The sequence below is a fragment of the Massilia rhizosphaerae genome, from assembly GCF_016093545.1.
Classification (GTDB): Bacteria; Pseudomonadota; Gammaproteobacteria; order Burkholderiales; family Burkholderiaceae_D; genus Telluria; species Telluria rhizosphaerae.
In genome coordinates, this window is sequence record NZ_JADKYX010000002.1 from 546,155 (window position 1) to 570,955 (window position 24,801).

At 65.3% G+C, this 24,801-nt stretch carries 18 protein-coding genes and 2 rRNA genes; 8 read left to right on the forward strand and 12 right to left on the reverse strand.

Annotation, left to right across the window (positions count from 1 at the left end; all coding sequences use genetic code 11):
- Positions 1-3 precede the first annotated feature (3 nt).
- The gene (pyrC, locus tag ISF28_RS05560) at positions 4-1,053 is read right to left on the reverse strand and encodes a dihydroorotase (protein WP_198116140.1); all 1,050 of its coding nucleotides are present in this window, start codon (positions 1,051-1,053) and stop codon (positions 4-6) included.
- A gap of 146 nt (positions 1,054-1,199) precedes the next feature.
- Here pyrC and ISF28_RS05565 point away from each other — a divergent pair, with 146 nt between their 5' ends.
- Positions 1,200-1,937, forward strand: a complete 738-nt coding sequence (locus ISF28_RS05565; RefSeq protein ID WP_198116141.1) for a sulfite exporter TauE/SafE family protein — start codon at positions 1,200-1,202, stop codon at positions 1,935-1,937.
- On the opposite strand, the gene ISF28_RS05570 is transcribed toward ISF28_RS05565, so the two are convergent.
- The gene (locus tag ISF28_RS05570; RefSeq protein ID WP_198116142.1) at positions 1,938-2,663 is read right to left on the reverse strand and encodes an amino acid ABC transporter ATP-binding protein; all 726 of its coding nucleotides are present in this window, start codon (positions 2,661-2,663) and stop codon (positions 1,938-1,940) included.
- 177 nt (positions 2,664-2,840) lie between these two features.
- On the opposite strand from ISF28_RS05570, the gene ISF28_RS05575 reads away from it, so the two are divergent.
- Both ISF28_RS05575 and ISF28_RS05580 read left to right on the forward strand, forming a co-directional pair.
- Complete coding sequence (locus ISF28_RS05575; protein WP_198116143.1) at positions 2,841-4,112, forward strand: dicarboxylate/amino acid:cation symporter; 1,272 nt, start codon at positions 2,841-2,843, stop codon at positions 4,110-4,112.
- 75 nt (positions 4,113-4,187) lie between these two features.
- Positions 4,188-5,264 (forward strand): type II asparaginase, encoded by a 1,077-nt coding sequence (locus tag ISF28_RS05580; RefSeq protein WP_198116144.1) that lies wholly within the window; start codon positions 4,188-4,190, stop codon positions 5,262-5,264.
- A gap of 297 nt (positions 5,265-5,561) precedes the next feature.
- Here ISF28_RS05580 and kdoO read toward each other — a convergent pair whose 3' ends face one another.
- Positions 5,562-6,434, reverse strand: a complete 873-nt coding sequence (kdoO, locus tag ISF28_RS05585) for a Kdo hydroxylase KdoO (protein WP_198116145.1) — start codon at positions 6,432-6,434, stop codon at positions 5,562-5,564.
- An 11-nt stretch (positions 6,435-6,445) separates the two neighbouring features.
- The gene (locus tag ISF28_RS05590) at positions 6,446-8,302 is read right to left on the reverse strand and encodes an ABCB family ABC transporter ATP-binding protein/permease (RefSeq protein ID WP_229518883.1); all 1,857 of its coding nucleotides are present in this window, start codon (positions 8,300-8,302) and stop codon (positions 6,446-6,448) included.
- A 61-nt stretch (positions 8,303-8,363) separates the two neighbouring features.
- Between ISF28_RS05590 and ISF28_RS05595 the strand changes: the two genes are divergently transcribed.
- Both ISF28_RS05595 and ISF28_RS05600 read left to right on the forward strand, forming a co-directional pair.
- Positions 8,364-8,798 carry an acyl-CoA thioesterase gene (locus tag ISF28_RS05595; protein WP_198116146.1) on the forward strand — a complete coding sequence of 145 codons (435 nt, stop codon included), beginning with the start codon at positions 8,364-8,366 and terminating at the stop codon, positions 8,796-8,798.
- A 13-nt stretch (positions 8,799-8,811) separates the two neighbouring features.
- Positions 8,812-10,389: an alkaline phosphatase D family protein gene (locus tag ISF28_RS05600; RefSeq protein WP_198116147.1), complete on the forward strand. Its 1,578-nt coding sequence runs from the start codon at positions 8,812-8,814 to the stop codon at positions 10,387-10,389.
- Here ISF28_RS05600 and ISF28_RS05605 read toward each other — a convergent pair.
- From ISF28_RS05605 to ISF28_RS05620, 4 genes are all read right to left on the reverse strand, one after another.
- Positions 10,386-12,065, reverse strand: coding sequence for a long-chain-fatty-acid--CoA ligase (locus ISF28_RS05605; RefSeq protein WP_198116148.1), 1,680 nt, complete (start codon positions 12,063-12,065; stop codon positions 10,386-10,388). The two genes, ISF28_RS05600 and ISF28_RS05605, sit on opposite strands and share 4 nt — an antisense overlap.
- Positions 12,066-12,155: 90 nt before the next feature.
- Entirely contained in the window at positions 12,156-13,838 is a 1,683-nt protein-coding gene (locus ISF28_RS05610; protein ID WP_198116149.1) for a long-chain-fatty-acid--CoA ligase, read from the reverse strand.
- Positions 13,839-14,025: 187 nt separating this feature from the next.
- A complete protein-coding gene (locus ISF28_RS05615) occupies positions 14,026-15,132 on the reverse strand; it encodes an aminopeptidase (RefSeq protein WP_198116189.1) in 1,107 nt (368 codons plus the stop codon).
- Positions 15,133-15,150: 18 nt separating this feature from the next.
- On the reverse strand, positions 15,151-17,232 hold the full coding sequence (locus ISF28_RS05620; protein ID WP_198116150.1) for a molybdopterin-containing oxidoreductase family protein: 2,082 nt from the start codon (positions 17,230-17,232) through the stop codon (positions 15,151-15,153).
- Positions 17,233-17,380: 148 nt separating this feature from the next.
- Here ISF28_RS05620 and ISF28_RS05625 point away from each other — a divergent pair, with 148 nt between their 5' ends.
- A complete protein-coding gene (locus ISF28_RS05625) occupies positions 17,381-18,583 on the forward strand; it encodes a M20 aminoacylase family protein (protein WP_198116151.1) in 1,203 nt (400 codons plus the stop codon).
- Here the strand turns inward: ISF28_RS05625 and ISF28_RS05630 are convergent, their stop codons facing one another.
- Positions 18,584-19,483, reverse strand: coding sequence for an NAD(P)-dependent oxidoreductase (locus ISF28_RS05630; RefSeq protein ID WP_198116152.1), 900 nt, complete (start codon positions 19,481-19,483; stop codon positions 18,584-18,586).
- Positions 19,484-19,626: 143 nt separating this feature from the next.
- Here ISF28_RS05630 and ISF28_RS05635 point away from each other — a divergent pair, with 143 nt between their 5' ends.
- Positions 19,627-20,175, forward strand: coding sequence for an acyloxyacyl hydrolase (locus ISF28_RS05635; protein ID WP_229518884.1), 549 nt, complete (start codon positions 19,627-19,629; stop codon positions 20,173-20,175).
- Between the two features lie 285 nt (positions 20,176-20,460).
- Positions 20,461-21,906, forward strand: a complete 1,446-nt coding sequence (locus tag ISF28_RS05640; RefSeq protein ID WP_198116154.1) for a DHA2 family efflux MFS transporter permease subunit — start codon at positions 20,461-20,463, stop codon at positions 21,904-21,906.
- A 4-nt stretch (positions 21,907-21,910) separates the two neighbouring features.
- Here the strand turns inward: ISF28_RS05640 and ISF28_RS05645 are convergent, their stop codons facing one another.
- The 3 genes from ISF28_RS05645 to ISF28_RS05655 all read right to left on the reverse strand — a co-directional run.
- The gene (locus ISF28_RS05645) at positions 21,911-24,301 is read right to left on the reverse strand and encodes a penicillin acylase family protein (protein ID WP_198116155.1); all 2,391 of its coding nucleotides are present in this window, start codon (positions 24,299-24,301) and stop codon (positions 21,911-21,913) included.
- Between the two features lie 179 nt (positions 24,302-24,480).
- Positions 24,481-24,593: ribosomal RNA gene (rrf, locus tag ISF28_RS05650) — 5S ribosomal RNA — on the reverse strand.
- A gap of 124 nt (positions 24,594-24,717) precedes the next feature.
- Positions 24,718-24,801: ribosomal RNA gene (locus ISF28_RS05655) — 23S ribosomal RNA — on the reverse strand; the annotation flags it as partial.

Sequence of the window (24,801 nt, forward strand, 5' to 3'; positions counted from 1 at the left end):
CCGTTACAGCATCTTCCAGGTGATCTGTTCGCCCGCGTTCAGCGGGACGAGGTCGTGCTCGCCCATCGGCACCGTCGCCGGCAGGTTCCACGCTTCGCGCTTCAGGGTGATCGTGCCCTCGTTGACGGGCAGGCCGTAGAAGTTCGGGCCGTTCAGGCTCGCGAACGCTTCCAGTTTATCGAGGGCGCCGGCCTGTTCGAAGGCGGTGGCGTACAACTCCATCGCGTGCAGCGCCGTGTAGCAGCCGGCGCAGCCGCAGCTCGTCTCCTTCGTGTGCACGGCGTGCGGCGCGGAGTCGGTGCCGAGGAAGAAGCGCTCGTCGCCGCTCGTCGCAGCCGTCACCAGCGCCAGGCGGTGTTCCTCGCGCTTCAGGACCGGCAGGCAGTAGTAGTGCGGGCGGATGCCGCCGCGGAAGATCTCGTTGCGGTTGTACAGCAGGTGATGCGCCGTGATCGTCGCCGCGATCGGGCCTTCGGCCTCGGCCACGTACTCGGCCGCGTCCTTCGTCGTGATGTGCTCGAACACGATCGGCAGTTCCGGGAAGTCGTGGCGCAGCGGGCGCATCACGCGCTCGATGAACACGGCTTCGCGGTCGAACAGGTCGATGTGCTGGTCCGTCACTTCGCCGTGCGTCAGCAGCGGCATGTCCAGCTCCTGCATCACTTCCAGCGTCTTGTAGCACTTGCGCAGGTCGGTCACGCCGGCCGCGGAATTGGTCGTCGCGCCGGCCGGGTACAGCTTGACGCCGTGGATGAAGCCGGTGTCGCGCGCGCGGCGGATCTCGTCAGGTTCCGTGTTGTCGGTGAGATACAAGGTCATCAGCGGCTCAAAACTCATGCCAGCCGGCAACGCGGCGAGGATGCGGGCGCGGTATTCGGCAGCGAGCGCGGCCGTCGTGACGGGCGGCTTGAGGTTCGGCATGACGATGGCGCGGGCGAACTGGCGCGCGCTGTGCGGCAGCACGCTGGCCATGGCCGCGCCGTCGCGCAGGTGCAGGTGCCAGTCGTCGGGGCGGATGAGGGTGAGGGTGTCGGGGGATTCGATGGTGGACATGGCGGATCTCGGATTGCGAACCCCGACATTTTACTCGCACGCACCCGCGCCGGGCAGGCCGTGTGCCTGCGCACGATACATTGCAATACAGAACAAAAATATCTTTAGGACTAGAATCGGCATATTGTCAACCGGCCCGCGCAAACATGGCATTCGATTTGACCACGCTCACCCTGCTGGCGTGCATCATCGTATTCGGGTACACGGTGTACGGCCTCACCGGTTTCGGCTCGTCCGTGACGGCGATGCCGCTGCTCGTGCTGTTGATCCCGCTGCGCATGGCGGTGCCGCTGATGCTCGTGTTCGATCTCGTGTCCGGCCTGCTGCTGGGCCTCAGGAACCGCCGCTTCATCGAAAAACGGGAAGCGCTGCGCCTGATTCCCTTCATGCTGGCCGGGATGGCGCTCGGCGTGCTCGCCCTCGTGCGCGCGCCCGAGCACTTGCTGCTGCTCGTGCTCGGCCTGTTCATCCTGTGCTATTCGGCCTGGAGCCTGCTCGTGCACGGCAAGCCGCGGCCGCTGGCGAGCGCGTGGGCCGGGCCGTTCGGCGTCGTCGGCGGCATGTTCACGGCGCTGTTCGGGACGGGCGGCCCGTTCTACACGATCTTCCTCACGCGGCGGCTGCACGACAAGCTGACCCTGCGCGCCACCATCAGCGGCGTGCTGCTCTTCAGCGCCGTCGCGCGCCTCGTGCTGTTCACGGGCGCCGGGCTGTATCGCCAGGCGACGCTGCCGCTGCTGGCCACCGTGCTGCTGCCGTTCGCGCTCGGCGGGCTGTACCTGGGCAACCGCCTGCACCAGTGGATGCCGGCGGAGCAGGTCAGGCAGGCGGTGTGGGTCGTGCTGATCGCGGGCGGGGCGAGCCTGGTGTTGCGCAACCTGTGATCAGTGGATGATCCTGGCCAGGAACGCCCTGGCCCGCTCCGATGCCGGCGCCTCGAAGAACGCCTCCGCCGAGCTGTCCTCGACGATCCGCCCCTCGTCCATGAACAGGACGCGGTCCGCTACGCGGCGCGCGAAGCCCATCTCGTGGGTCACGACCATCATCGTCATGCCGTCGCCGGCCAGGTCCGTCATCACGTCGAGGACTTCGCCCACCATTTCCGGGTCGAGCGCGGACGTCGGCTCGTCGAACAGCATCGCGACGGGATCCATCGCCAACGCCCGCGCGATCGCCACGCGCTGCTGCTGGCCGCCCGAGAGCTGGGCCGGGAATTTGTCCTGGTGCGCCAGCAGGCCCACGCGGTCCAGGTAGGCCAGGCCGTTGACGGTCGCCTCGTCGCGCGAGCGATTCAGCACCTTGACCTGGGCCAGGTTCAGGTTGTCGCGCACCGTCAGGTGCGGGAACAGTTCGAAATTCTGGAATACCATGCCGATGCGCGCGCGCAGCGCCGGCAGGTGCGTGGCGGGGTCGCCGACGGACGTGCCGTCCACGCGGATCGCGCCCCGCTGGAAGGGCTCGAGGCCGTTGACGGTCTTGATGAGCGTCGACTTGCCGGAGCCGGACGGCCCGCACACGACGACGACGTCGCCGCGCGCGACGCGCGTCGTGCAGTCGCGCAGGACCTGAAAAGTGCCGTACCACTTGCTGACGTTGTCGATGTCGATCATTCGTTGCGCCGGGTTTGAGTGTGCTTGACAGTACCATCAACGCCTAGGATACTGCCGGGACTTGTCAATATCACAGCACCAGGCACCCGGCAATTACCTGATCTTGCACGAGATTGTGCCACGGCGCCGGAACAGGACGGACGATCTCCCCCTGTCCCGCCACCACAGAGGAAGCTTATGAACAAACGAAACCGTCTCACCACCTGGATCCTCGTGGGCCTGGTCCTCGGCGTCGCCGTCGGCTATGTGGCGAACACCCATATTGCCGATCCCAAGGGATTCGCCGACACCATGTCGCTGGTGACGACCCTGTTCCTCCGCCTGATCAAGATGATCATCGCGCCGCTCGTGTTCTCCACGCTGGTGGTCGGCATCGCCAAGATGGGCGACGCGGCGGAAGTCGGCCGCATCGGCGTCAAGGCGCTGGGCTGGTTCATCGTCGCTTCCCTGCTCTCGCTCACCCTGGGCCTGATTCTCGTGAACCTGTTCCGTCCGGGCGATGCGATGGCCTTGGCCGGCGGCCTGCCGGCGACGGGCGCCTCGTCGGGCGTCACCGCATCCGGCCTCACGCTCAAGGACTTCGTCACCCACCTCGTGCCGACCTCGATCTTCGAGGGCATGGCCAAGAACGAAATCCTGCAGATCGTGATCTTCTCGATCTTCTTCGGCACCGGCGCCGCCGCCGTGGGCGAGCGCGCCGCGCCGATGATCGCCGCCATCGATGGCGCCGCGCACGTGATGCTGAAGGTGACCGGCTACGTGATGAACTTCGCGCCGTTCGCCGTGTTCGCGGCCGTCGCCGACGTCGTCGCGACGAGCGGCGTCGGCGTGCTCGGCACCTACGGCAAGTTCATGGCCGAGTTCTACCTCGGCATCCTGCTGCTGTGGGCCGTGCTGATCACGATCGGCGTGCTGTTCGTCGGACCGCGCCTGTTCAAGCTTCTCGGGCTGCTGCGCGAACCGACCATCCTCGCATTCACCTGCGCCTCGTCGGAAGCCGCGTACCCGAAAACGCTGGAAGGCCTGGAGCGCTTCGGCGTCAAGAACCGCCTGGCCGCGTTCGTGCTGCCGATCGGCTACTCGTTCAACCTGGACGGCTCGATGATGTACTGCACGTTCGCCGCCGTCTTCATCGCCCAGGCCTACGGCATGGAGCTGCCGCTGTCCACGCAGCTGACCATGATGCTCGTGCTGATGCTGACGTCGAAGGGCATGGCCGGCGTGCCGCGCGCATCGCTCGTCGTCATCGCCGCCACCCTGAGCCAGTTCCACATCCCGGAAGCAGGCCTGCTGCTGCTGCTCGGGATCGACCATTTTCTCGACATGGGCCGATCGGCCACGAACGTGATCGGCAACGGCATCGCCACCGCGGTCGTCGCAAAGTGGGAGGGGGACCTCACCGATCCAACACCTGCCGAGAAAGACATCGCCGCCGCGCCCTTGCGCTGAGCGGCTCCCGAAACCAGGCTCCTTCCGCAGGAGCCTTTTTTTTGCCTTCCAAAAATTGTTAAAAAAGGAGATCCAATGTTTTTAAAATCCATACGCGCACTCTTCGCACTGTTCCTGTTTTCGGTGTGGGCCGCGGCCGCGCAAGCGCAGACGGCCGCCCGCCTGCCCAACGTCGTGATCCTCGCCACCGGCGGCACCATCGCCGGCACCGGCGCCACCAGCACGACGACGGTCGGCTACACGGCCGCCAAGGTCGGCGTCGATGACCTGATCAAGGCCGTCCCGGAACTGAAGCAGGTCGCGCACGTGACCGGCGAACAGGTGTTCCAGATCGCCAGCGAAAACATGAGCAACGAGCATTGGCTGACCCTGGCCAAGCGCGTCAACACGCTGCTGGCCCGGCCTGACGTGGACGGCATCGTGATCACCCACGGCACCGACACGATCGAGGAAACGGCGTACTTCCTCGACCTCGTCGTCAAGAGCCGCAAGCCGGTGGTGGTGGTGGGCGCGATGCGTCCGTCGACCGCGATCTCGGCCGACGGCCCGATCAACCTGTACAACGCGGTGCTCGTCGCCGGCAGCCAGGAAGCCGTGGGCAAGGGCGTGCTCGTCGTGATGAACGACCAGATCAACGCCGCGCGCGACGTCAGCAAGACCAACACGACGACGACGGACACCTTCAAGTCGACGGAACTGGGCCTGCTCGGCTACGTGGTGGGCAACAAGCCGCACTTCTACCGTGCCTCGACCCGCAAGAACACCGTCGACACGGAGTTCGACGTGAGCAACCTGACGTCGCTGCCGCAAGTCGACATCGCCTACACCTACGCGAACGTGGGCCCGACGGCCGTCAACGCACTGGTCGCCGCCGGCGACGAGGGCCTGATCCACGCGGGCGTGGGCGACGGCAGCCTGCCGATCAAGGTGCGCCCGGCCCTCTCGGCCGCGCGCAAGAAGGGCGTGATCATCGTGCGCGCGAGCCGCGTGGGCCACGGCATCGTGGCGCGCAACGGCGAAGCCAATGACGACCAGCTGGACTTCGTGGTGGCCGACACGCTCAATCCGCAGAAGGCGCGCATCCTCTTGATGCTGGCGCTGACCAAGACGCACGACACCAAAGAGATTCAGCGGATGTTCTACACGTATTAAGGTGAAGGGTGCGTTAGGGTAGGATGGGGTCAACCAACGCACGAACGGCCGATTTGCTTAGATCGACGAAGACCGAGCCTTCTTGACTTGGTCTCCGGGATTTGCGACCATACTTCGACCACTCCCCCCTTGCGGTGTCACTCGATTGGCGCCAGCTCGGGACGAAAAAGCCGCTCTACCAGGGCGGCTTTTTCACATCCGGAGGTCGACCCGCGAGAATTCAATCAGCGCGTTCATTCACAAGCTGGTTGAACGCGTGGGCACGGAGTGCCCACCCTACCCGTGACGCACGCGATATCAAACGAGCGCATGCCCTTTCATGCGCGTAAGGATCGCCAGCGGACTCGCATCCTTGTCGTACTGGTGCATGGGCGACAGCTGCAGCGTGTGCTCCATCATGTACTGCCCCGCCATCACGGCGTGCGAGGTCTGGTCCGAGAAGCACACCCACGCGCAGCCCGGCGGGAAGTCGAACGTGACCTGCGGCGCGTTCTTCTGGTAGTCGAGGTCGGACTTCATGGCGTCGTGCAGCTGCAGCATGATGTGGTCGTATTCGCTGCGCAGCGACTTCGTCACGTGGAGCAGCTTCAGCACCCTGGCCTGCCAGGCCGAATACGGCTTCACCTTCGGCAGGAAGCGCCGGGCCACGTCCTCGAACGGTTCGCCCACGCGCCACACGCGCGGCGCGCCTTCCGGGTTCACATTGGTGAACACGCGCAGCAGGCGTTCGCCGTAGTTCGGGCGCGACGGGAACGCGTCCACGTGCATGCGGCGGTCGTCCGCGCGCCACGACTGCACGCGATTCTGCACGACTGCTGGCCGGAAGCTCGTCGCGCCGCGCCGCAGATGCTCGCCGTAGCGCGGCACCAGGTTGGCCAGCAGGCCTTCCGCTTCGGCCCGGAAGCGCCCGATCATCCCGGCCATCAGCGCGCGCGTCGCATCGTCGCCGGTGACGCCTTTCAGGTCGCCGCTCGCGGACAGGCTGATGTTGCGGGTCTTGGGGTCGCGGATGTCTTCGCGGAACAGCGTCAGCTCTTCCTTCTGCGGCGCGAAGCCGTGCTGCCCGAAGTTCGGGAAGTACAGCACCTTGCCCGCTTCCAGCGCGGCGATCCAGGCCGGGTTGCCGTGGCCGACATCCGCCATGTCGATCTCGACGATCTGTTTTTCCATTCTGTTCAATCCTAATCTTGTACGACTTCGACCGGCGGTGAGGCCAGGTCCTCGTCCTGCCTTGCCTGCTGGCGGTCCCACATCTGCTTGTACAGGCCGTCCGCCGCGATCAAGGAAGCGTGCGTGCCCCGCTCGACGATGCGGCCGTGGTCGAGCACGAGGATCTGGTGGGCGTCGGCGATGGTCGACAGGCGGTGCGCGATGACGAGCGTCGTGCGCTGCTTCGCGATTTCCTTCAACTGCGCCTGGATCGCCTGCTCCGACTTCGAATCGAGCGCCGACGTCGCTTCGTCGAAGATCAGGATCGCTGGGTTCTTGAGCAGCGTGCGCGCAATGGCCACCCGCTGCTTTTCGCCGCCGGACAATTTGAGGCCGCGTTCGCCCACCATTGTCGCATAGCCGTCGGGCAGGGTTTCGATGAAGTCGTGGATCGACGCGGCACGCGCGGCCGCCACGATGTCAGCCTTGCTCGCACCGGGACGGCCGTAGGCGATGTTGTATTCGATGGTGTCGTTGAACAGCACCGTGTCCTGCGGGACGATGCCGATCGCGTGGCGCAGCGAATCCTGCGTCACGTTGCGCACGTCCTGGCCGTCGATGCGGATGGCGCCCTGCTGCACGTCGTAGAAGCGGAACAGCAGGCGCGACAAGGTCGACTTGCCCGAACCGCTGTGGCCCACGACGGCCGTCGTCGTGCCGGGCGCGATCGTGAAGTCGACGTCGAACAGGATCTGGCGTTTCGGGTCGTAGTTGAATTCCACGTGCGAGAACTCCACCTTCGCGCCCGGGGTTCCTTGAATCGCGAGCGGCTTCGCATGAGGGGAGTCGGCCACTTCGCGGTTCTGCTCGAGAAGGCCGAACAGGCGCTCCATGTCGGCGAGGCTCTGCTTGATCTCGCGGTAGATCACGCCCAGGAAGTTCAGCGGGATGTACAGCTGGATCATGAACGAGTTCACGAGCACGAGGTCGCCCAGCGTCATCGTCTTGTCGATCACGCCCTGCGTCGCGCGCCACAGGATCGCCGTGACGGCCGCCGCGATGATCAGGGACTGGCCGCTGTTGAGCAACGACAGCGACGTCTGCGAACGCACGGCCGCCTGCTCGTAGCGCTGCAGGCCTTCGTCGTAGCGCTGCGCCTCGTAGTCCTCGTTGCCGAAGTATTTCACGGTCTCGTAGTTGATCAGCGAGTCGATCGCCTTCGTGTTCGCCTTCGAATCCAGCTCGTTCATCGTGCGGCGGAAATGCGTGCGCCATTCCGTCACGGTCACGGTGAACGTGATGTACGTGACGAGGGCGATGACGGTGATGCCCGCGAACCAGGCGTCGTAGTGCGTGCCGAGGTAGCCCAGCACCAGCGTGATCTCGACGAGCGTGGGCAGGATCGAGAACAGCGAGTACGACACGAGCGAGCTGACGCCGCGCGTGCCGCGCTCGATGTCGCGCGTCATGCCGCCGGTCTGGCGGTTCAGGTGGAAGCGCAGCGACAGCGCGTGCAGGTGCCGGAACACTTTCAGGGCGATCGTGCGCACGGCGCGCTGCGTCACGCGCGCGAACAGGAATTCGCGCAGCTCGGTGAACAGGGTCGTGGAAAAGCGCAGCAGGCCGTAGGCGATCAGCGCGCCGAGCGGCAGCACGAGCAGCGCGTGCGGGTTCGATGGGTTGATCGTCAGCGCGTCGATGAGCTTTTTCAGCACGAGCGGCACGCCGACGTTGGCCATCTTGGCGCCGACGAGGCAGATCAGCGCGGCCAGTACGCGCCATTTATAGACCCACAGGTAGGGCAGCAAGGTGGCGATGGTCGCCCAGTCGTTCCGGCGTGCGTTCGGGTCGGCCGCGGGCGGCAGGGAGTTTGGAGAAGAGCGTCGCATGGCAGGGCTTCGGCTTTTATGGTTCAATCGAGAGGATTGTAGCCTTTACCGAGATTTCAAGATGACCCAGCCCGAAAACCAGTCCCCGTCCATCAGCCGCCTGCCCGAAGGAAAGATGCCCGTGCTGCGGATGATGCCCGCCCCGTCCGATGCGAACGTCTACGGGGACGTGTTCGGCGGCTGGATCATGGCCCAGGTCGACGTGGCCGGCTCGCTGCCGGCCGTGCGCCGCGCGAATGGCCGCGTCGCCACCATCGCCGTGAATTCCTTCCTGTTCAAGAACCCGGTGTTCGTCGGCGATTTGCTGTCGTTCTACGCCGACATCGTCAAGGTCGGCAATACTTCGATCACCGTCTACGTCGAGGTGTACGCGGAGCGCAACCGCCTGCAGACGGACGTCGTCAAGGTGACGGAAGCCACGCTGACCTATGTCGCCACGGGCCCGGACCGCAAGCCGCGCCAGTTGCCGCCGCTGGAAGCGCTGATCGCGCAGTAAGCCGCCGTTATCGATGACTTGGCCGCGCCGCCTGTTTTTGCTGAACGCCGCGCGGCTCGCGGCGGCGTCGACTTCCCTGCTGCTCGCGCGGCCGTCGAACGCGGCCGGCTATCCGTTCAGCCTCGGCGTCGCATCCGGCGCGCCGCTGCCGGATGGCGTGGTCCTGTGGACGCGCGTCGCCCCCGATCCGCTCGACGCGACGAAGACGCCGCCGCTCGCGCTGACGCTGCGATGGGAAATGGCGCACGACGCCGCATTCCGCAACGTCGTCGCCAAGGGCAGCGTGCTCGCCACGCCCGAGCTGGCGCACAGCGTGCGCGTGGACGTGCGCGGCTTGCAGAGCGCGCGCTGGTACTGGTATCGCTTCATGCTGGGCGACGCCGTCAGCCCCGTCGGGCGCACGCGCACGGCCCCCGCGCCGGACAGCCTGCCGGACGCGCTCAAGCTCGCGGTGGCCTCGTGCCAGCACTGGGAATTCGGCAGCTATGCGGCGCATCGCCACATCGCGCAGGCGAATCCCGACCTGGTCGCCTTCCTCGGCGACTACATCTACGAATGGGGCGCCTACCGCCTGCGGCATCCGGCGCCGGGGGAGCGGATCGTGCGCCGGGACGAATCGTTCACGCTGGACGACTACCGCCGCCGCTACGCCCAGTACAAGACCGACCCCGACCTGCAGGCCGCGCACCTGGCCGCGCCGTGGATCGTCACCTGGGACGATCACGAGGTGGCGAACGACTACGCGGCCGACCGCGACGAGCGGCTGGCCCCCGACTTCGCGGCGCGGCGCGCGGCCGCCTACCAGGCCTTTTACGAGCACATGCCGCTGCGCCTGCCGCCGCCGCGCAACTTCGCGAACGTGCGCATGTTCCAGCGCTACGACTGGGGGCGCCTCGCGCGCTTGTTCGTGCTGGACGACCGCCAGTACCGCGCCTACGAAGCCTGCCCGCGTCCCGGCCGCGGCGGCTCGAATTCCGTCACGCCGCGCGCCTGCCCCGACCTGCGCGACCCGCGCCGCTCGATGCTGGGGCTCGAGCAGGAAGCGTGGCTCGAGGCCGGGCTGGCATCGTCGCGGGCGCGCTGGAACATCCTCGCGCAGCAGACGCTGATGGCGCAGTCGTCGCAGATTCCCGTGACGGCACCGGACGGCGGCCGCTTCTGGACGGATGGCTGGGACGGTTACCCGATCGCGCGCCGGCGCCTGCTCGACACGCTCGCCGGGACGGGCGCCGCGAATCCGCTCGTGCTGGGCGGCGACGTCCACACGTTCTACGCGACGGAGCTGCGGCGCGATTTCGACCGGCCCGTGTCGAAGGCGAATCCGGTGGTCGCGACGGAATTCGTCGGCACGTCCGTCACGTCGAACTCGCGCCCGCAGCAGCGCACGGCGGAATACGTGGCCATGAACCCGCACATCAAGTTCGGGCGCAGCGACAAGCGGGGTTACATGCTGATGGAGATCACCCCGGCGGAAACGCGCACGCGCTTCCTGGGGCTGGACGAGGTGCGCGACCCGAAGACCGCCCAGCGCGAGCTGGCGGCCTTCCGGGTCGAGGATGGGAAGCCGGGCGTGGAGATTACGGCGATTTAAGCCGGCTGCTTCTCGTCCCGCAGCTCGCGCCGCAGGATCTTGCCGACGTTCGTCTTGGGCAGGCTGTCGCGGAACTCGACGTACTTCGGCCGTTTATAACCGGTCAGCTGCTCCTTGCAATAAGCCAGCAGCTCGTCCTTGGTGAGGCCCTTGTCCTTCTTGACGACGTACAGCTTGACGGCCTCGCCGGAGTGCTCGTCCGGCACGCCCACGCACGCCACTTCCAGCACGCCCGGGTGCGACGCGACGACGTCCTCGACTTCGTTCGGATACACGTTGAAGCCCGACACGAGGATCATGTCCTTCTTGCGGTCGACGATCTTGACGGCGCCGCTCTCGTTCATCACGCCGATGTCGCCCGTCTTGAAAAAGCCGTCCGCCGTCATGACCTTCGCCGTCTCGTCCGGACGCTGCCAGTAGCCGCTCATCACCTGCGGCCCGCGCACGGCGATCTCGCCGGGCGTGCCGAACGGGACGTCGTTGCCGGCATCGTCGAGGATGCGCAGCTCGGTCGACGGCAGCGGGTAGCCGATGGTCCCCGTGAATTCCTTGATGTCGCAACGGTTGGCGGCGACCACGGGCGACGTCTCCGACAGGCCGTAGCCTTCCACGATCGGGATGCCCGTGACGGCGAGCCACTTGTCGGCCACGGCCTTCTGCACGGCCATGCCGCCGCCCGGGCACACGAGCAGGTCCGAGAAATCCAGGCTCGCGAAGTCCGGATGGTTCAGGAGACCGTTGTACAGCGTGTTCACGGCCGGGAAGATGTTCATGCGGCGGCCCTTCAGCTCCTTGATGAAACCACCGATGTCGCGCGGGTTCGGGATCAGGAGGTTGGTGCCGCCCAGGCGGATGCCGAGCAGCGCGCACACCGTCAGCGCATAGATGTGGTACAGCGGCAGCGCGCACACGAATTGCGGTGTCGCGCCGGCCGGGATCCTGGCCAGCGTGGGCGCGAACCAGGCTTCGTTCTGCAGGATGTTCGCGATCACGTTCCGGTGCTTCAGCACGGCGCCCTTCGACACGCCCGTCGTGCCGCCCGTGTACTGCAGGAAGGCGACGTCGTCGCTGCCGCACTCGACGGGTTTGCGGGCCAGGCGCGCGCCTTCGGCCAGCATGCGCTTGAACGGCACGGCCGCCGGCAGCGACCACGCCGGCACCATCTTTTTCACCGTGCGCACGACGAAGTTGACGAGCAGTCCCTTCACGCCCAGCAGGTCGCCCATGGTGGCCACGATGACGTGCTTGACCTTCGTGTTCGGCAGGACGTCGGCGACGGTGTGCGCGAAGTTCTCCAGCACGACGATGGCCTCGGCGCCCGAGTCGTTCAGCTGGTGCTGCAGTTCGCGCGCCGTGTACAGCGGGTTGACGTTGACGATGGTGTAGCCGGCGCGCAGGATGGCGGCCATCGCCACCGGATACTGCAGCACGTTCGGCAGCATGATCGCCACTCGCGCGCCCGGCGCCAGACCTTTCTGCTGCAGCCACGCGGCCATCGCGCCGGACATCCTGTCCAGCTCCGCGAACGTCATGGACTTGCCCATGCAGGCGAAGGCGTCGCGGTTGGCGTACTTGCGGAAGGCGTCCTCCAGCAGGTGCGTAAGGGAGCGGTACTGCGTCCAGTCGATCTCCGCGGGCACGCCCGCCTCGTACGACTTCAGCCAGAATTTGTCCATGTCATTGCCTCGCTAGTTCTCAATCATTCAATCGTGTGCGCAAAAAAACCGCCCGGCAGACGGGCGGTTCGTGCCGTGCTGCCGCCTCGGCTATGCCGCCTGCTTTTCGTCGCGCAGCGCGCGGCGCAGGATCTTGCCGACGTTCGTCTTCGGCAGCTCGTCGCGGAATTCGATGTATTTCGGCTTCTTGTAGCCCGTGAGCTCGCGCCTGCAGTAGTCCATCAGCTGCTCGGCCGTCAGGTGCGCGTCCTTGCGCACGACGAACACCTTCACCGCTTCGCCGGAGTGCTCGTCCGGCACGCCGACCACCGCGCATTCCAGCACGCCCGGATGCGCCGCGATCACCGCTTCCAGTTCGTTCGGGTACACGTTGAAGCCCGACACGAGGATCATGTCCTTCTTGCGGTCGACGATCTTCACGTACCCGTTCTCGTCCATGATGCCGACGTCGCCCGACTTGAAGAAGCCGTCCGCCGTCATCACCTTCGCCGTCTCGTCCGGGCGATTCCAGTAGCCGGCCATCACCTGCGGGCCGCGGATCGCGATCTCGCCCACGCTGCCCAGCGGCAGCGGCCTGCCGTCGTCGTCGACGATGGCGATCTCCGTCGACGGCACCGGCAGCCCGATCGTGCCGGTGAAGCCCGGCACGTCGCAGCGGTTGCACGTGGCCACGGGGGCCGTCTCCGACAGGCCGTAGCCCTCGATGATGTTGGTGCCCGTGAGCGCCTTCCACTTGTCGTTGACGGCCTGCTGCACGGCCATGCCGCCGCCGTTGGACACCTTCAGCGCGCTGAAGTCGACGTCCTTGAAATCGGGATGGTTCACGAGCGCGTTGTACAGCGTGTTCACCGCGGGCAGCATGTTGATGCGGTACTTCTTGAGTTCCTTGATGAAGCCCGCGATGTCGCGCGGGTTCGGAATCAGGATGTTCAACGCGCCCACGCGCATGCCCCACAGCGCGCACGCCGTCAGCGCGAAGATGTGGTACAGCGGCAGCGCGCACACGATGGTCGGGAATTCGGCGAGCGGCGGCTGGCTCATCGCCGGCTTCGACCACGCCTCCGTCTGCAGGATGTTGGCGATGACGTTGCGGTGCGTGAGCGTCGCGCCCTTCGACACGCCCGTCGTGCCGCCGGTGTACTGCAGGAAGGCGACGTCCGTATTCTTCAGCTGCGCCGCCTGGAACGGCATCCTGGCGCCCTGCGCCAGCGCGTCCTTGAAGCGCACCATGTGCGGGATCGTGAAGTCCGGCACCAGTTTCTTGATGTTGCGGACGACGAAATTCACCAGCATGCCCTTCACGCCGCCCAGCAGTTCGCCCGCGCTCGCGACGACGACGTGGCGCACCGCCGTCCTGGGCAGCACCTGCTCGACCGTGTGCGCGAAGTTCTCGAGCACGATGATGGCTTCGCTGCCCGAATCCTTGAGCTGGTGCTCCAGTTCGCGCGGCGTGTACAGCGGATTGACGTTGACGACGGCATAACCCGCGCGCAGGATGGCGGCCAGCGCCACCGGATATTGCAGCACGTTCGGCATCATGACGGCCACGCGCGCGCCCGGCTTCATGCCGCGGCTCTGCAGCCAGGCGCCCAGCCGCTTCGACATATTGTCCAGTTCCCCGTACGTGAGGAACTTGTCCATGCAGACGAAAGCGTTGTTTGCCGCATACTTGCGGAACGATTCCTCCAGCAGCTGCACCAGCGAACCATACTGGTCGGGATCGATCTCCGCCGGCACGCCGGGCGGATAAGCCTTGAGCCAAATCTTGTCCATCGTGCCTCTGTCTCCAGTGTCGTTATCGTTCTGAGTCTGGCAAGATCTTACCAACGAGCCGCCGCGCGCGACACCCCGTCAAAAAATCGCACGGTCGTGCTGATATTAATAAGCAAGATGCTATCGGGCAGCGCGCGTGGACGCAAGCACTTTTGCGAAATTCGAACAACGACTCTATCGAGGCCGCCTATGGCTGGGTGTCGCTGCGCTGTACCATCAGCGGCGCCGCCACGAGCGGCGGCACCATCGCGTTCAGCACCCGGTGACGGTCCGTGCGGTCCATGTCGGCCAGTTGCTTGACCGCCTGATAAAACCTCGGGAAGGTGCCTTCACGCTGCAACAGGGCGCGGAACGCCGGCACGAAGTCTTCGTAGGTCGCGATCGACGCCAGGTGGGCGTTCGACAGCGGCTGGTCGAAGAAGCGGTCGTAGCCCGCATAGCCGCCCCAGTTGCCCTTGAGCACTTGGTACTCGTCCTTGAGCTCCTGGAACAGACGCGCCTTGACGGCCCGCTTTTCCGCATCGCTGCGGTCGACGAGAGCGTAGTTCCGCTCGAGCGCCTTGCGGTACTTCAACAGCAACGCGAGGAAATCCTTCTTGCGGCTGCGGTAGCGCGCATAGGCGTCGCGCATCTGCTGGTTGCCGAAGCGGTCCATCCAGCGCTCGACGCCGACCTCTTCCACCGTCGATGCGAACGATTCGTTGAATTGCGAATCGCCCTGCGCGTACACGATCTGGTGCGCCAGCTCGTGGAAGATCATGCGCGCCAGCTCGCCGTCCGGGTAGTTGATGAACGTGGAAATCAAGGGGTCGCTGAACCAGCCGAGCGTCGAATACGCGGCCACGCCGCCGACCTCGACATCGTCGCCGTCCGCGCGCAGTTGCTGCGCATACGCGTCCGCCGCGGCCTTGTTGTAATAGCCGCGGTAGTTCACGCAACCGGCGACAGGAAAGCACCATTGCAGGGGATTCAGCGACAGCTCGGGCGTGGCGACGACGTTCCACAGCACGTATTTGCGCTTGAGGGAGGCGTAATTCTTGTAGCTGTTGTTGTCGGGTAAAGCCATTTCGACAACTGCGAAGCGGCGGATCTGGCGCGCCGTCTCGAGGCGATGGCGCAATTTGGTACTGGTGCCGGGGTCGGCGATCCAGTCATCGATCGGACGGGCGTCCGACAGGAGTTCAAGCTGGCCCTGGGCCGCCTGGGAGTAGTAGTTCAGCGTGGAACAGCTGGCCAGCAGCCCCGCCGCCGTGCCTGCGATCAGCACGGTGCGGAACCACGGGGTGATTCGCATGAGTTTCATTTTTCCGGATCATGGTGCGGCCTTTTCAACCTGCACCAGCGTGTCGTAAAAGGTGGGCGCCCTACCCATATCGGTCAGGCGCTGGCTGGTCACTTCGTTGGCGTTCTTGCCGTCGCTGGCGAGCTTCTTCCACCAGATCGACAAGCCGACGACAAGGCCGGCCCGCGCGCGGGCGGTGACCCGAGCGCGCGCGACGAACGCGCCCCGGTCGTTGAAGATGCGCACCATCTCGCCGTCCGCGATGCCCCGGGAGGCCGCGTCGTCGGGATGGATGTCCAGGTGCGGTTCACCTTCCGTTGCGCGGAGGCTCTGGACATTGACAAAGGTTGAGTTGAGGAAGTTCCTGGCCGGCGGAGAAATCATCGCCAACGGATAGTTCTCTGCCAGTTCGGGGTTGGACGCGACCGATTCGTAGTTCGGAATATAGGTCGGCAATGGATCGAGGCCGTCGGCCAGCATCGAAGCGGAATAAAACTCGCACTTGCCGGACGGCGTCGGAAAGCCGCCCGCGGCGAACGGCGCGGCCGGCATGTTCAGCTTTTGCCAGCCGGTGCGTTTCAGCGACGACCAGTCGAAGTGCACGGCGCGCTCGTTCCTGGTATCGAACGCCTTGGCCGCCAGTTCGTCGTCCGTCTCGTCGAAGGCCGGATCCGTAAAACCCATGCGCTTCGCGATCAGGCGGAAGATTTCCGTGTTCGGCTTCGCTTCGCCCAGCGGAGAAATCGCCGCGTTGTTCGCCATCATGTACAAATGACCGTAGGCGAGGTGCGCGTCGACGTGTTCCAGCTGCGTGGTGGCCGGCAGCAGGATGTCCGCGTAGTCGGCGGTATCGGTCTGGAAGTGTTCCAGCACCACGGTAAATAAATCGTCGCGCGCGAAGCCGCGCTGCACCTGCGCCGAATCCGGCGCGATGGCGAGGGGGTTCGAGTTGTACACGATGACGGCCTCGATCTTCGGGCCGAATGCGGGCGACGCGTCCTTCTGCAGGTCCGCGCCGATGGTGTTCATATTGATCGTGCGCGGCTGCTTGCCGCGCAACAGGTCCGGACGTTGCAGGGTGACCTTATCGGCCGGGAACGTGCCCGACGTCGACAACTGCACGCCGCCGGCCGCGTGGCGCCATGCGCCCACGAGGGCCGGCAGGCAGGCGATCGTGCGCACGGCCATGCCGCCGCCGTGCACGCGCTGCAAGCCGTAATTCATGCGGATCGCGACCGGCTCGCCCGCGCGCGCCGTGCGGCCGTACTCGCGGGCGAGTTCCACGACTTCGTCGACCGTGATGCCGCACGTTTGCGCGGTGCGCTCCGGCGTCCACTCGGCCACGCGGTCCTTCAGTTGCGCGAAACCGAACGAATATTTTTCGATGTAATCGTGGTCGAGCAGGTTCTCCTTCACCAGCACGTGCATCATGCCCAGCGCCAGCGCGGCATCCGTGCCGGGCATCAGCGCGATGTGCTGGTGACATTTCTCGGCCGTGAGGGAGCGGTAGGGATCGATGGCGATCAGCTTCGCGCCGCGGCGCTTCGCTTCCTGCAACCGCATCCACATATGCAGGTTCGACGCGATCGGATTGCCGCCCCAGATCAAGATCAGCTTCGCATCCTGGAACTGTTCGGTATCCGTGCCGATCGAACCGCCGATCGTGTATTTATAGCCGGTGGCGCCGGCGTTCGCGCACACGGTGCGGTCGAGCAGCGAGGCGCCCAGCGTGTGGAAGAAACGCATGGCCATCGCCTCGCCCTGCACGAGGCCCATCGTGCCGCAATAGCTGTACGGCAGGATCCCCTGCGGATCGCGCGCGGCGATGGGCTGCAGGCGCGCCGCGATCTCGTCGAGCGCCTGCTCCCACGTGATACGTTCGAACTTGCCTTCGCCCTTCTTGCCCACGCGGCGCATGGGGTACAGCAGGCGGTCGGGGTGATAGGTGCGTTCGACGTAGCGCGCGACCTTGGTGCACAGCACGCCGGCCGTCGTCGGATGATCCGGATCGCCCTTGACCTCCGTGGCCACGCCATCCTCCACGGTCACGAGGAGCGCGCAGGTATCGGGGCAGTCATGCGGGCAGGCGCCGCGGACGATGGTCTTGGTCATCGGATGCATCCAGAAAAACGTCGATAAACCAGTACTTTATACGATTCCGGCATCAACCGTGGGGACCCTGGCGTTGCACATGATGGAAGGGCTACAATAGTTCAAAACATGCATGCCTATCAGGCATCACAGGATATGGAGAGAACGAATGAGATTAGTAGAACCTATTCTGGCTTACCAATCCGAGCTCGAAACGATCCGGCGCGACATCCACGCCCATCCCGAACTCTGCTACGAAGAACAGCGCACGGCCGACGTCGTCGCGGACAGGCTGACCGAATGGGGCATCCCCGTAGTCCGGGGCCTGGGCGTGACGGGCGTCGTCGGCATCATCAAGAACGGCACCTCCGGCCGCGCCATCGGCCTGCGTGCCGACATGGATGCGCTGCCGATGCAGGAACTCAACACATTTGATCACGCGTCGCGCCATGCGGGCAAGATGCATGCTTGCGGTCATGACGGTCACACAACGATGCTGTTGGGTGCAGCCCACTATCTGTCGCAGAACCGCAACTTCGACGGCACCGTCTACCTGATCTTCCAACCGGCCGAGGAAGGCGGCGCCGGCGCGCGCCGCATGATGGACGACGGCCTGTTCGAACGCTTCCCGATGGAAGCCGTGTACGGCATGCACAACTGGCCCGGCATCAAGACGGGCACCTTCGGCGTCGTCGCGGGGCCGATGATGGCATCCAGTAACGAGTTCCGCGTCGTCGTCAAAGGCAAGGGCGGACACGCCGCGCAACCGCACCGCGGCGTCGATCCGGTGATGGTCGCCGTGCAGATCGCGCAAGCGTGGCAGACGATCATCTCGCGCGAAAAGAACCCGCTCGACACGGCCGTGCTGTCGATCACGCAGATCCACGCCGGCAGCGCCACGAACGTGATCCCCGACGACGCCGTCATGATCGGTACCGTGCGCACGTTCTCGACGGACGTGCTGGACCTGATCGAGCGGCGCATGCACGAAATCGCGGACGGCCTCGCGTCGGGCTTCGGCGCCGGCATCGACTTCTCGTTCAAGCGCAATTATCCGCCGCTGATCAATCATCCGGCGCAGACGGCGGTCGCCATCGACGCGATGCGCGCGGTGGTGGGGACGGACAACGTCGACACGAACGTCGAACCGACGATGGGCGCCGAGGACTTCGCGTTCATGCTGCAGGAAAAGCCGGGCTGCTATGTCTTCATCGGCAACGGCGACGGCGACCACCGCTCGCATGGCCACGGCCTCGGACCGTGCCAGCTGCACAACGGCAGCTACGATTTCAACGACCACCTGCTGCCGATCGGCGCCAGCTACTGGGCGCGCCTGGTCGAGACGAGCCTGCCGGTTGCGACCAACGCCTGATCAGGGCAGGCGGTCCGGCGCGGTGCCGAGGCGCTTGCCGGGATTCATCCGTTCCAGCGCGATGAGACCTGCCGCGTGGTCGGCAGCCGGGATATCGGTCGCAATCGTCTCGTACTGGCGCGTCACCAGTTCCGTGACCGGCAGCACGACCCCGGCCGCGCCGGCCGCCGCCAGGATGTTGCGCTGATCCTTCAACTGCGTCTTGACCTGGCCGCCGGGGATGAAATTGCGTTCCAGCATCCGCTGTCCGTGCACCTCCAGCACGCGGCTGCCGGCGAAGCCTTTGCTGATCGCCTCGCGCACGGCGGCCGGATCGGCGCCCGCCGCTTGCGCCAGCAGCAGCGCTTCCGCCACGACGTTGATCGTGGCGCCGACGATCAGCTGGTTGCACAGCTTGGCCACCTGGCCGCTGCCGACGGGGCCGACGGCTTTCGGACTGCCCAGCACGCGCAGCACGGGTTCGGCCTGCGCGTAGTCGGCCGCGTCGGCGCCGGCCATGATCGCGAGCTGGCCCGCTTCCGCGCCGCCCACGCCGCCGGACACGGGCGCGTCGACGAAACGGCAACCGGCCTGCCGCAGGCGATCCGCGAACGTCAGGGCCTCGTCCTGGCGCGTGGAACTCATGTCGATCCACAGCGTGCCTTGCGTGAGGGCCGGCAAGGCATGGTCGATGACCTGGCCGACGATCGGTCCCGCTTCCAGCATCGAGATCACGATGTCGGCGCCGCGCACGGCCTCGCTCAGGTCGGCGCGGGGTTCGGCGCCTGTCGCGCGCAAGGCCTCGGCCTTGGCGGCCGTGCGGTTCCACACGCGCAGGGGATAGCCGGCCTGGGCCAGCCGGGTCGCCATCGGCTTGCCCATCAGGCCGATGCCGAGAAATGCCACGGTCGGTAACGTCATTGCATCCTCACGATTATTCGTTGACCATATTGTAACAATTGATAGCCTGACTACGTCCCTGCATCGACCTCGCTACAATAGCGGTTTGGCCGTGACCATTCCGCTTGCACGGCTTCACTTTCACAACAAAGGCAATGTTCTCCATGAAAAAAATAATGCGTTTTCTGGCGGCCGTGGCCGCGTTCTCGGCCGCGACGGCGGGCCATGCGGCCGACCGCATGTTCGATTCCTCGTCGGTCGAGGCCGGCGGCGGCGAGCACGTGCAAGTCGTCCGCCTCGCGGTCCAGAAGGACTGGAACAAGAACTGGCTGCCGGCCGGCGGCTACCACCTGTCCGGCTACTGGGACGCGAACGTCGCGTACTGGCGTGCCAACCAGTGGCTGAACGTGCCGGGCGAGAAGAAGGACCTGGCCGTGGTCGGCATCACGCCGGTGTTCCGCTGGGAAGCCGACGACAAGCTCGGCTTCTACGCCGACGCCGGCATCGGCGCCGCGCTGTTCTCCAGCGTGTACCGTAACACGCATCGCCAGTTGTCGACCGCGTTCGAATTCGCCGACCACGTGGGCGTCGGCTACGTATTCGCCAACAAATGGGAACTGGGCGCCCGCCTGCAGCATTACTCGAACGGCGGCATCAAGCACCCGAACGGCGGCGTCAACCTGCTCCTCCTGAAAGCCGCCTACCACTACTGATCAAAATTCGGGGTCAGAGCACAAATTCGGGGTCAGAGCACTTTTAGGCGCAAGTTCTCGCAGTCATCCGCAGGCGCAACGATATGCGGATCGCTGTTTTCCAAGCCAAGCGATGCGGTCCAACTGCCGTCCTCTACACGTGCCAGCGTCGCGACGAACAATTGTTCAGAAAATCGCTCTGACCCCGAATTTGCCGAAATATGTGCTCTGACCCCGAATTTTCGGGATTTGTGTGACAATCGGAGCGGGCGGCGCCTGCTCCGTGCGTCGCGTCAGACCATCCCGATGACCGACACCGACATCATCAAACGGTACCTCCCCTGGCTCGTGGCGACGGCGCTGTTCATGGAGCAGCTCGACGCCACCATCGTCAACACCGCCGTTCCCAGCATCGCGGCCAGCCTGCAAGTCACGCCGCTCAGCCTCAAATCCGTCGTCACCAGCTACATCCTCAGCCTGGCCGTGGGCATCCCGGTGAGCGGGTGGATCGCGGACCGCTTCGGCACGCGCCGCGTGTTCTTCACGGCGATCGCGATCTTTACGGCGGCCTCGGTGCTGTGCGGCCTGTCGCTGAACGCGCCGATGATGGTGGCGGCCCGCCTCCTGCAAGGACTGGGCGGCGCGATGATGATGCCGGTGGGTCGGTTGTCCATCATCCGGACGTTTCCCAAGAACGAGTTGTTGGGCGCAATGAACTTCGTGATCCTGCCGGCGCTGATCGGTCCGCTGCTCGGCCCGACGGTCGGCGGCCTGATCGTGCACTGGATGTCATGGCGCGCCATCTTCTTCGTCAACGTGCCCGTCGGCCTGCTCGCCCTGTTCCTCGTCTGGCGCCACATGCCGGACTACCACGGCGCCGAACCGCGCCCGCTGGACGTGATCGGACTGATCCTGTTCAGTTCGGGCACGGCGATCCTGTCGTGGCTGCTGGAAATCTTCGGCGAGCACACGCTCGACCCGATCACCGCCGGCCTGATGCTGGCGCTGTCCATCGCCCTGCTGACCGCATATGCGTGGCACGCGAGCCAGAACCAGTTCCCGCTGCTGCGCCTGGCGTTGTTCAAGGTGCGTACGTTCCGCATCTCGGTGCTGGGCGGCTTCATCACGCGCCTGGGCATCGGCGGCCTGCCCTTCCTGCTGCCGCTGCTGTACCAGTTGGGCCTGAAACTGGCGCCATGGCAATCCGGCCTGCTGATGATGCCGACGGCCGCCGCCGCGATGGGCATGAAGCTCATCGCCCCCAAGGTGCTGGCCCGCTTCGGCTACCGCCAGGTGCTCACGTTCAATACGATCTGCATCGGCCTGACGATCGGCCTGTTCGCGCTGGTGAACGCGAACACGCCGTGGTACGCCATCGCCGGCATCGGCTTGTTGCAGGGCTTTTTCAACTCGCTGCAATTCTCGAGCATGAACTCGCTGGCCTACGCCGACATCGAGCCGAAGGATTCGAGCATGGCGAGCACGATGGCCTCGTCGTTCCAGCAATTGTCGATGAGCTTCGGCCTGGCCACCGGCTCGCTCGTGACGGCCTGGTTCCTGGGGCGCGTGCCGCAGACGGACCAGGTGATGGTCACGAAGGCCCTGCACCACGCGTTCATCGCACTCGCCCTGATGACGATGCTCTCGTCCCTCGTCTTCGCCCGCCTGCGCCGCGGCGACGGCGCAAGCATCACCAGCAACAAGACGGCCACCGCGGTGGCCCAGGACCCGGCGCCGCTGTCGCAGGCGTGACGCCTCACTCCGTCAAGGTCACCGTCTTGCGGTTCGGATCCGCATCGATGCTGGCCTCGCTGAAGGGCAGCACCGGCCATTCCTTGCGCGAATACGGGCCCAGCTGGTCCGCGTAATACGGCGACTTGGGATCCGTCGACTGGCCATACACGAGCATCGCCTGGGCGACCGGACCGGCATCGTCGAACGTCACCGTCTGCACGTAACTCGTGCCCCAGTAGACGTTGTTGTAGCCGGTGGCCGTCAGGCCTGTGCTCATCCGCAGCGAGTTGTAGGAACCGTCGATGTCGCCGACGCCGCCGTGCAAGGGCGTGCGCACGCCGTTGCGCGTCTCGCCCTGGTAATCGCCCAGCTTGCCGTCGAGCGGGATGTTCAGCGATTGCAGCCTCTGGGCCGCCGTCTTCAGCGCCGCGAACATCGCCGGCAGGGCGGCCGGCGCCACGCCGTTGGGCGTGTGGACGGGGTCGGCCGGATCGAGCGGCACCTTCCACTTATTGGGAATCTGCGACGCCGCATTCCAGAACTCGCGGAACAGCACGGCGCCCCGGCTGTCGAGATTGGCATGGCGATCCCATGCGCCGAGGACGGCACAGGCCTGGACCAACGTGGCGTCGTCCGTCGGGCAGGCCGGCAACAAGTCCGGCAACACGAGCTCGGCGGCGTAGATGCGGTCGGCGAACACGAGCGTCTGCAGATCGGACAGCTGGAATTTATGTCCCTGCTGCGCCAGCTCCTCGAACTGGATGAAGCCGATGCGCGTGCGCAGGCGCTGCTCGACGCCCGTCTTGCCGTACAGCGGAGAATAGCCCAGCGGCGCCGGCCCCGTGAGCAGGGACCGGGCATTGGTCAGCCAGTAGCTGTCGTTCGAGTTCGCGACGTAATCCGTGCGCAGCATCGACGGTCCGTTCGCGGGCGAGAAGATGCCGGCCGGGGCACTGGCGTCCTGGCCCCACGCGCACGCGCTGCGCGAGCCGTCGAACAGCACGAGGGCGGGCAGCAGCAGGCAGTTGCCGGCGAACTTGTCGGTCGTGACGTGCGGGACGACGCTCGCGTCGGCGTATAACGCATTGCCGGCGCGGTCGGCCGCGATGGTGTTCACCCACGGCAGACCGACGACCGTGTCCAGCGACGATTTGAGCGCCTGGACGCTCGTCGCGGTGCCGATGCCGAGCCACTGCTCCAGCATGCGGGTATTGGCGCGGTTCGGGTCCGCGAGGACGTACGCGGCGGTACTCGTCCACGTCAGCCCCGCCTCCGGCTTGACGATCACGGCGCCCTGCTTGCTGAAATAGAAGGTCTTGGTGTGCTTTGCCGTCGTCCCGTCCGGCATGAGGACATCGACCGACACCGTCTTCGACGTCATCTTCTCGCGGTTTCCGTCCACGAGATAGGTCGTGCCCGTGGCGTCGCCCGCGTCGACGGCCAGTTTGAACGTCGTGAAGTGCGTGGCCGCCGTGACGGTGTGCGACCACGCCACGTCCTTGTTGAAGCCGATGACGACGAGCGGCACCCCGCCCAGCACGACGCCCATCACGTCATAGCGGCCGGGGACGGTGAGGTGGGCCTGGTAGAAGCGGTCGGTGCTCGTCCACGGGAAATGCGGATTGCCGAGCAGGAGGCCGTGTCCGCTGGCCGATAAATCCTTGCCGACGGCCAGCGCATTGCTGCCGAAGCCCTGGTGCACCACCTGGTCCAGGCGTGCGAGGAGAAAGGCGGGATCGAGCTTGCGCCGCGGCGATCGCGCAGCCACCGTCGCGTTCGCGTCGCGCGCGCCCGCCACGATTTCCTTCGCAAACACTTCGCCCGACGCGTGCAATGCCTTCTCGGCCAGGACGAGATACATGTCCTCGACCGTCATCGGCTTCACCCACTTCGCCTGATTGCACGCGGCCGGATAATTGCCGGCGTTGTCCTTGAGGTAGCGGTTGTAGCCGGCAACATAACCTTCGAGCAGATCGCGCGGCTCCTTCGGGCCGGCGGCGTAACCGGCGCGCAGCTGGTCGACGTCGAGATAGCCCTTGAAAAAGAAATCGCTGTCCTCGTTCTTGAGATCCATGAAGCCGCTGGCGGCGCCGTATTCGTCGCCCTTGCGCGCCGTGGCATGCGCGTCGCCGCCGAAGTACAGTGAGCGCTCGCCGCGCACGGTCAGCAGGGAATCGGCAAACATGCACAGATTGTCCTGCGCGTAGGCGTAAGCAAGGCCGTAACCGAGGCTGCGGAAATCGGCTGCCTTGACGTGTACCACGCCATGTGTCGTGCGGGTGATGTCGGCGCTGAATTGAGGCGGCGGTGTCGGAACGGGCGTCGGATCGTCGCCGGCATGGTGGCCGCACGCGGCGAGGAGGACGCCCAAGGCGGCGGTGGCGAATACAGGAAAAACACGAATGGAAGACATGCTGCTCCTTGTAGGTAGATAAAGCAGATCGGTAGCAACGATGCTAGCGATTTTTGCTTTTCCCACAACTACGAGAATAGCGGCTTGTCAGGTTTCGATTTTTCCGATTTAAATATTCTGGAGGCTAGAAAGCAAAAAGCCCGCTCAGACTTAACTGAGCGGGCTTTGCTTAATAACTAGCCTGACGATAACCTACTTTCACACTGGTTGCAGCACTATCATCGGCGCAAAGTCGTTTCACGGTCCTGTTCGGGATGGGAAGGGGTGGTACCGACTTGCTATGGTCATCAGGCATAACTTGTACGGGTGTCGCCGCGATATCGCTGGCGCTACCCTGAATCCGGAAGAAGTGTTTTCGTATCTGTTGTCTCAACAAACAGCTGAACCCTTGCGTTGGCAATGACTGCCAAGGTTATAGGGACAAGCCGTACGGGCAATTAGTATCGGTTAGCTTAATGCATTACTGCACTTCCACACCCGACCTATCAACGTCCTGGTCT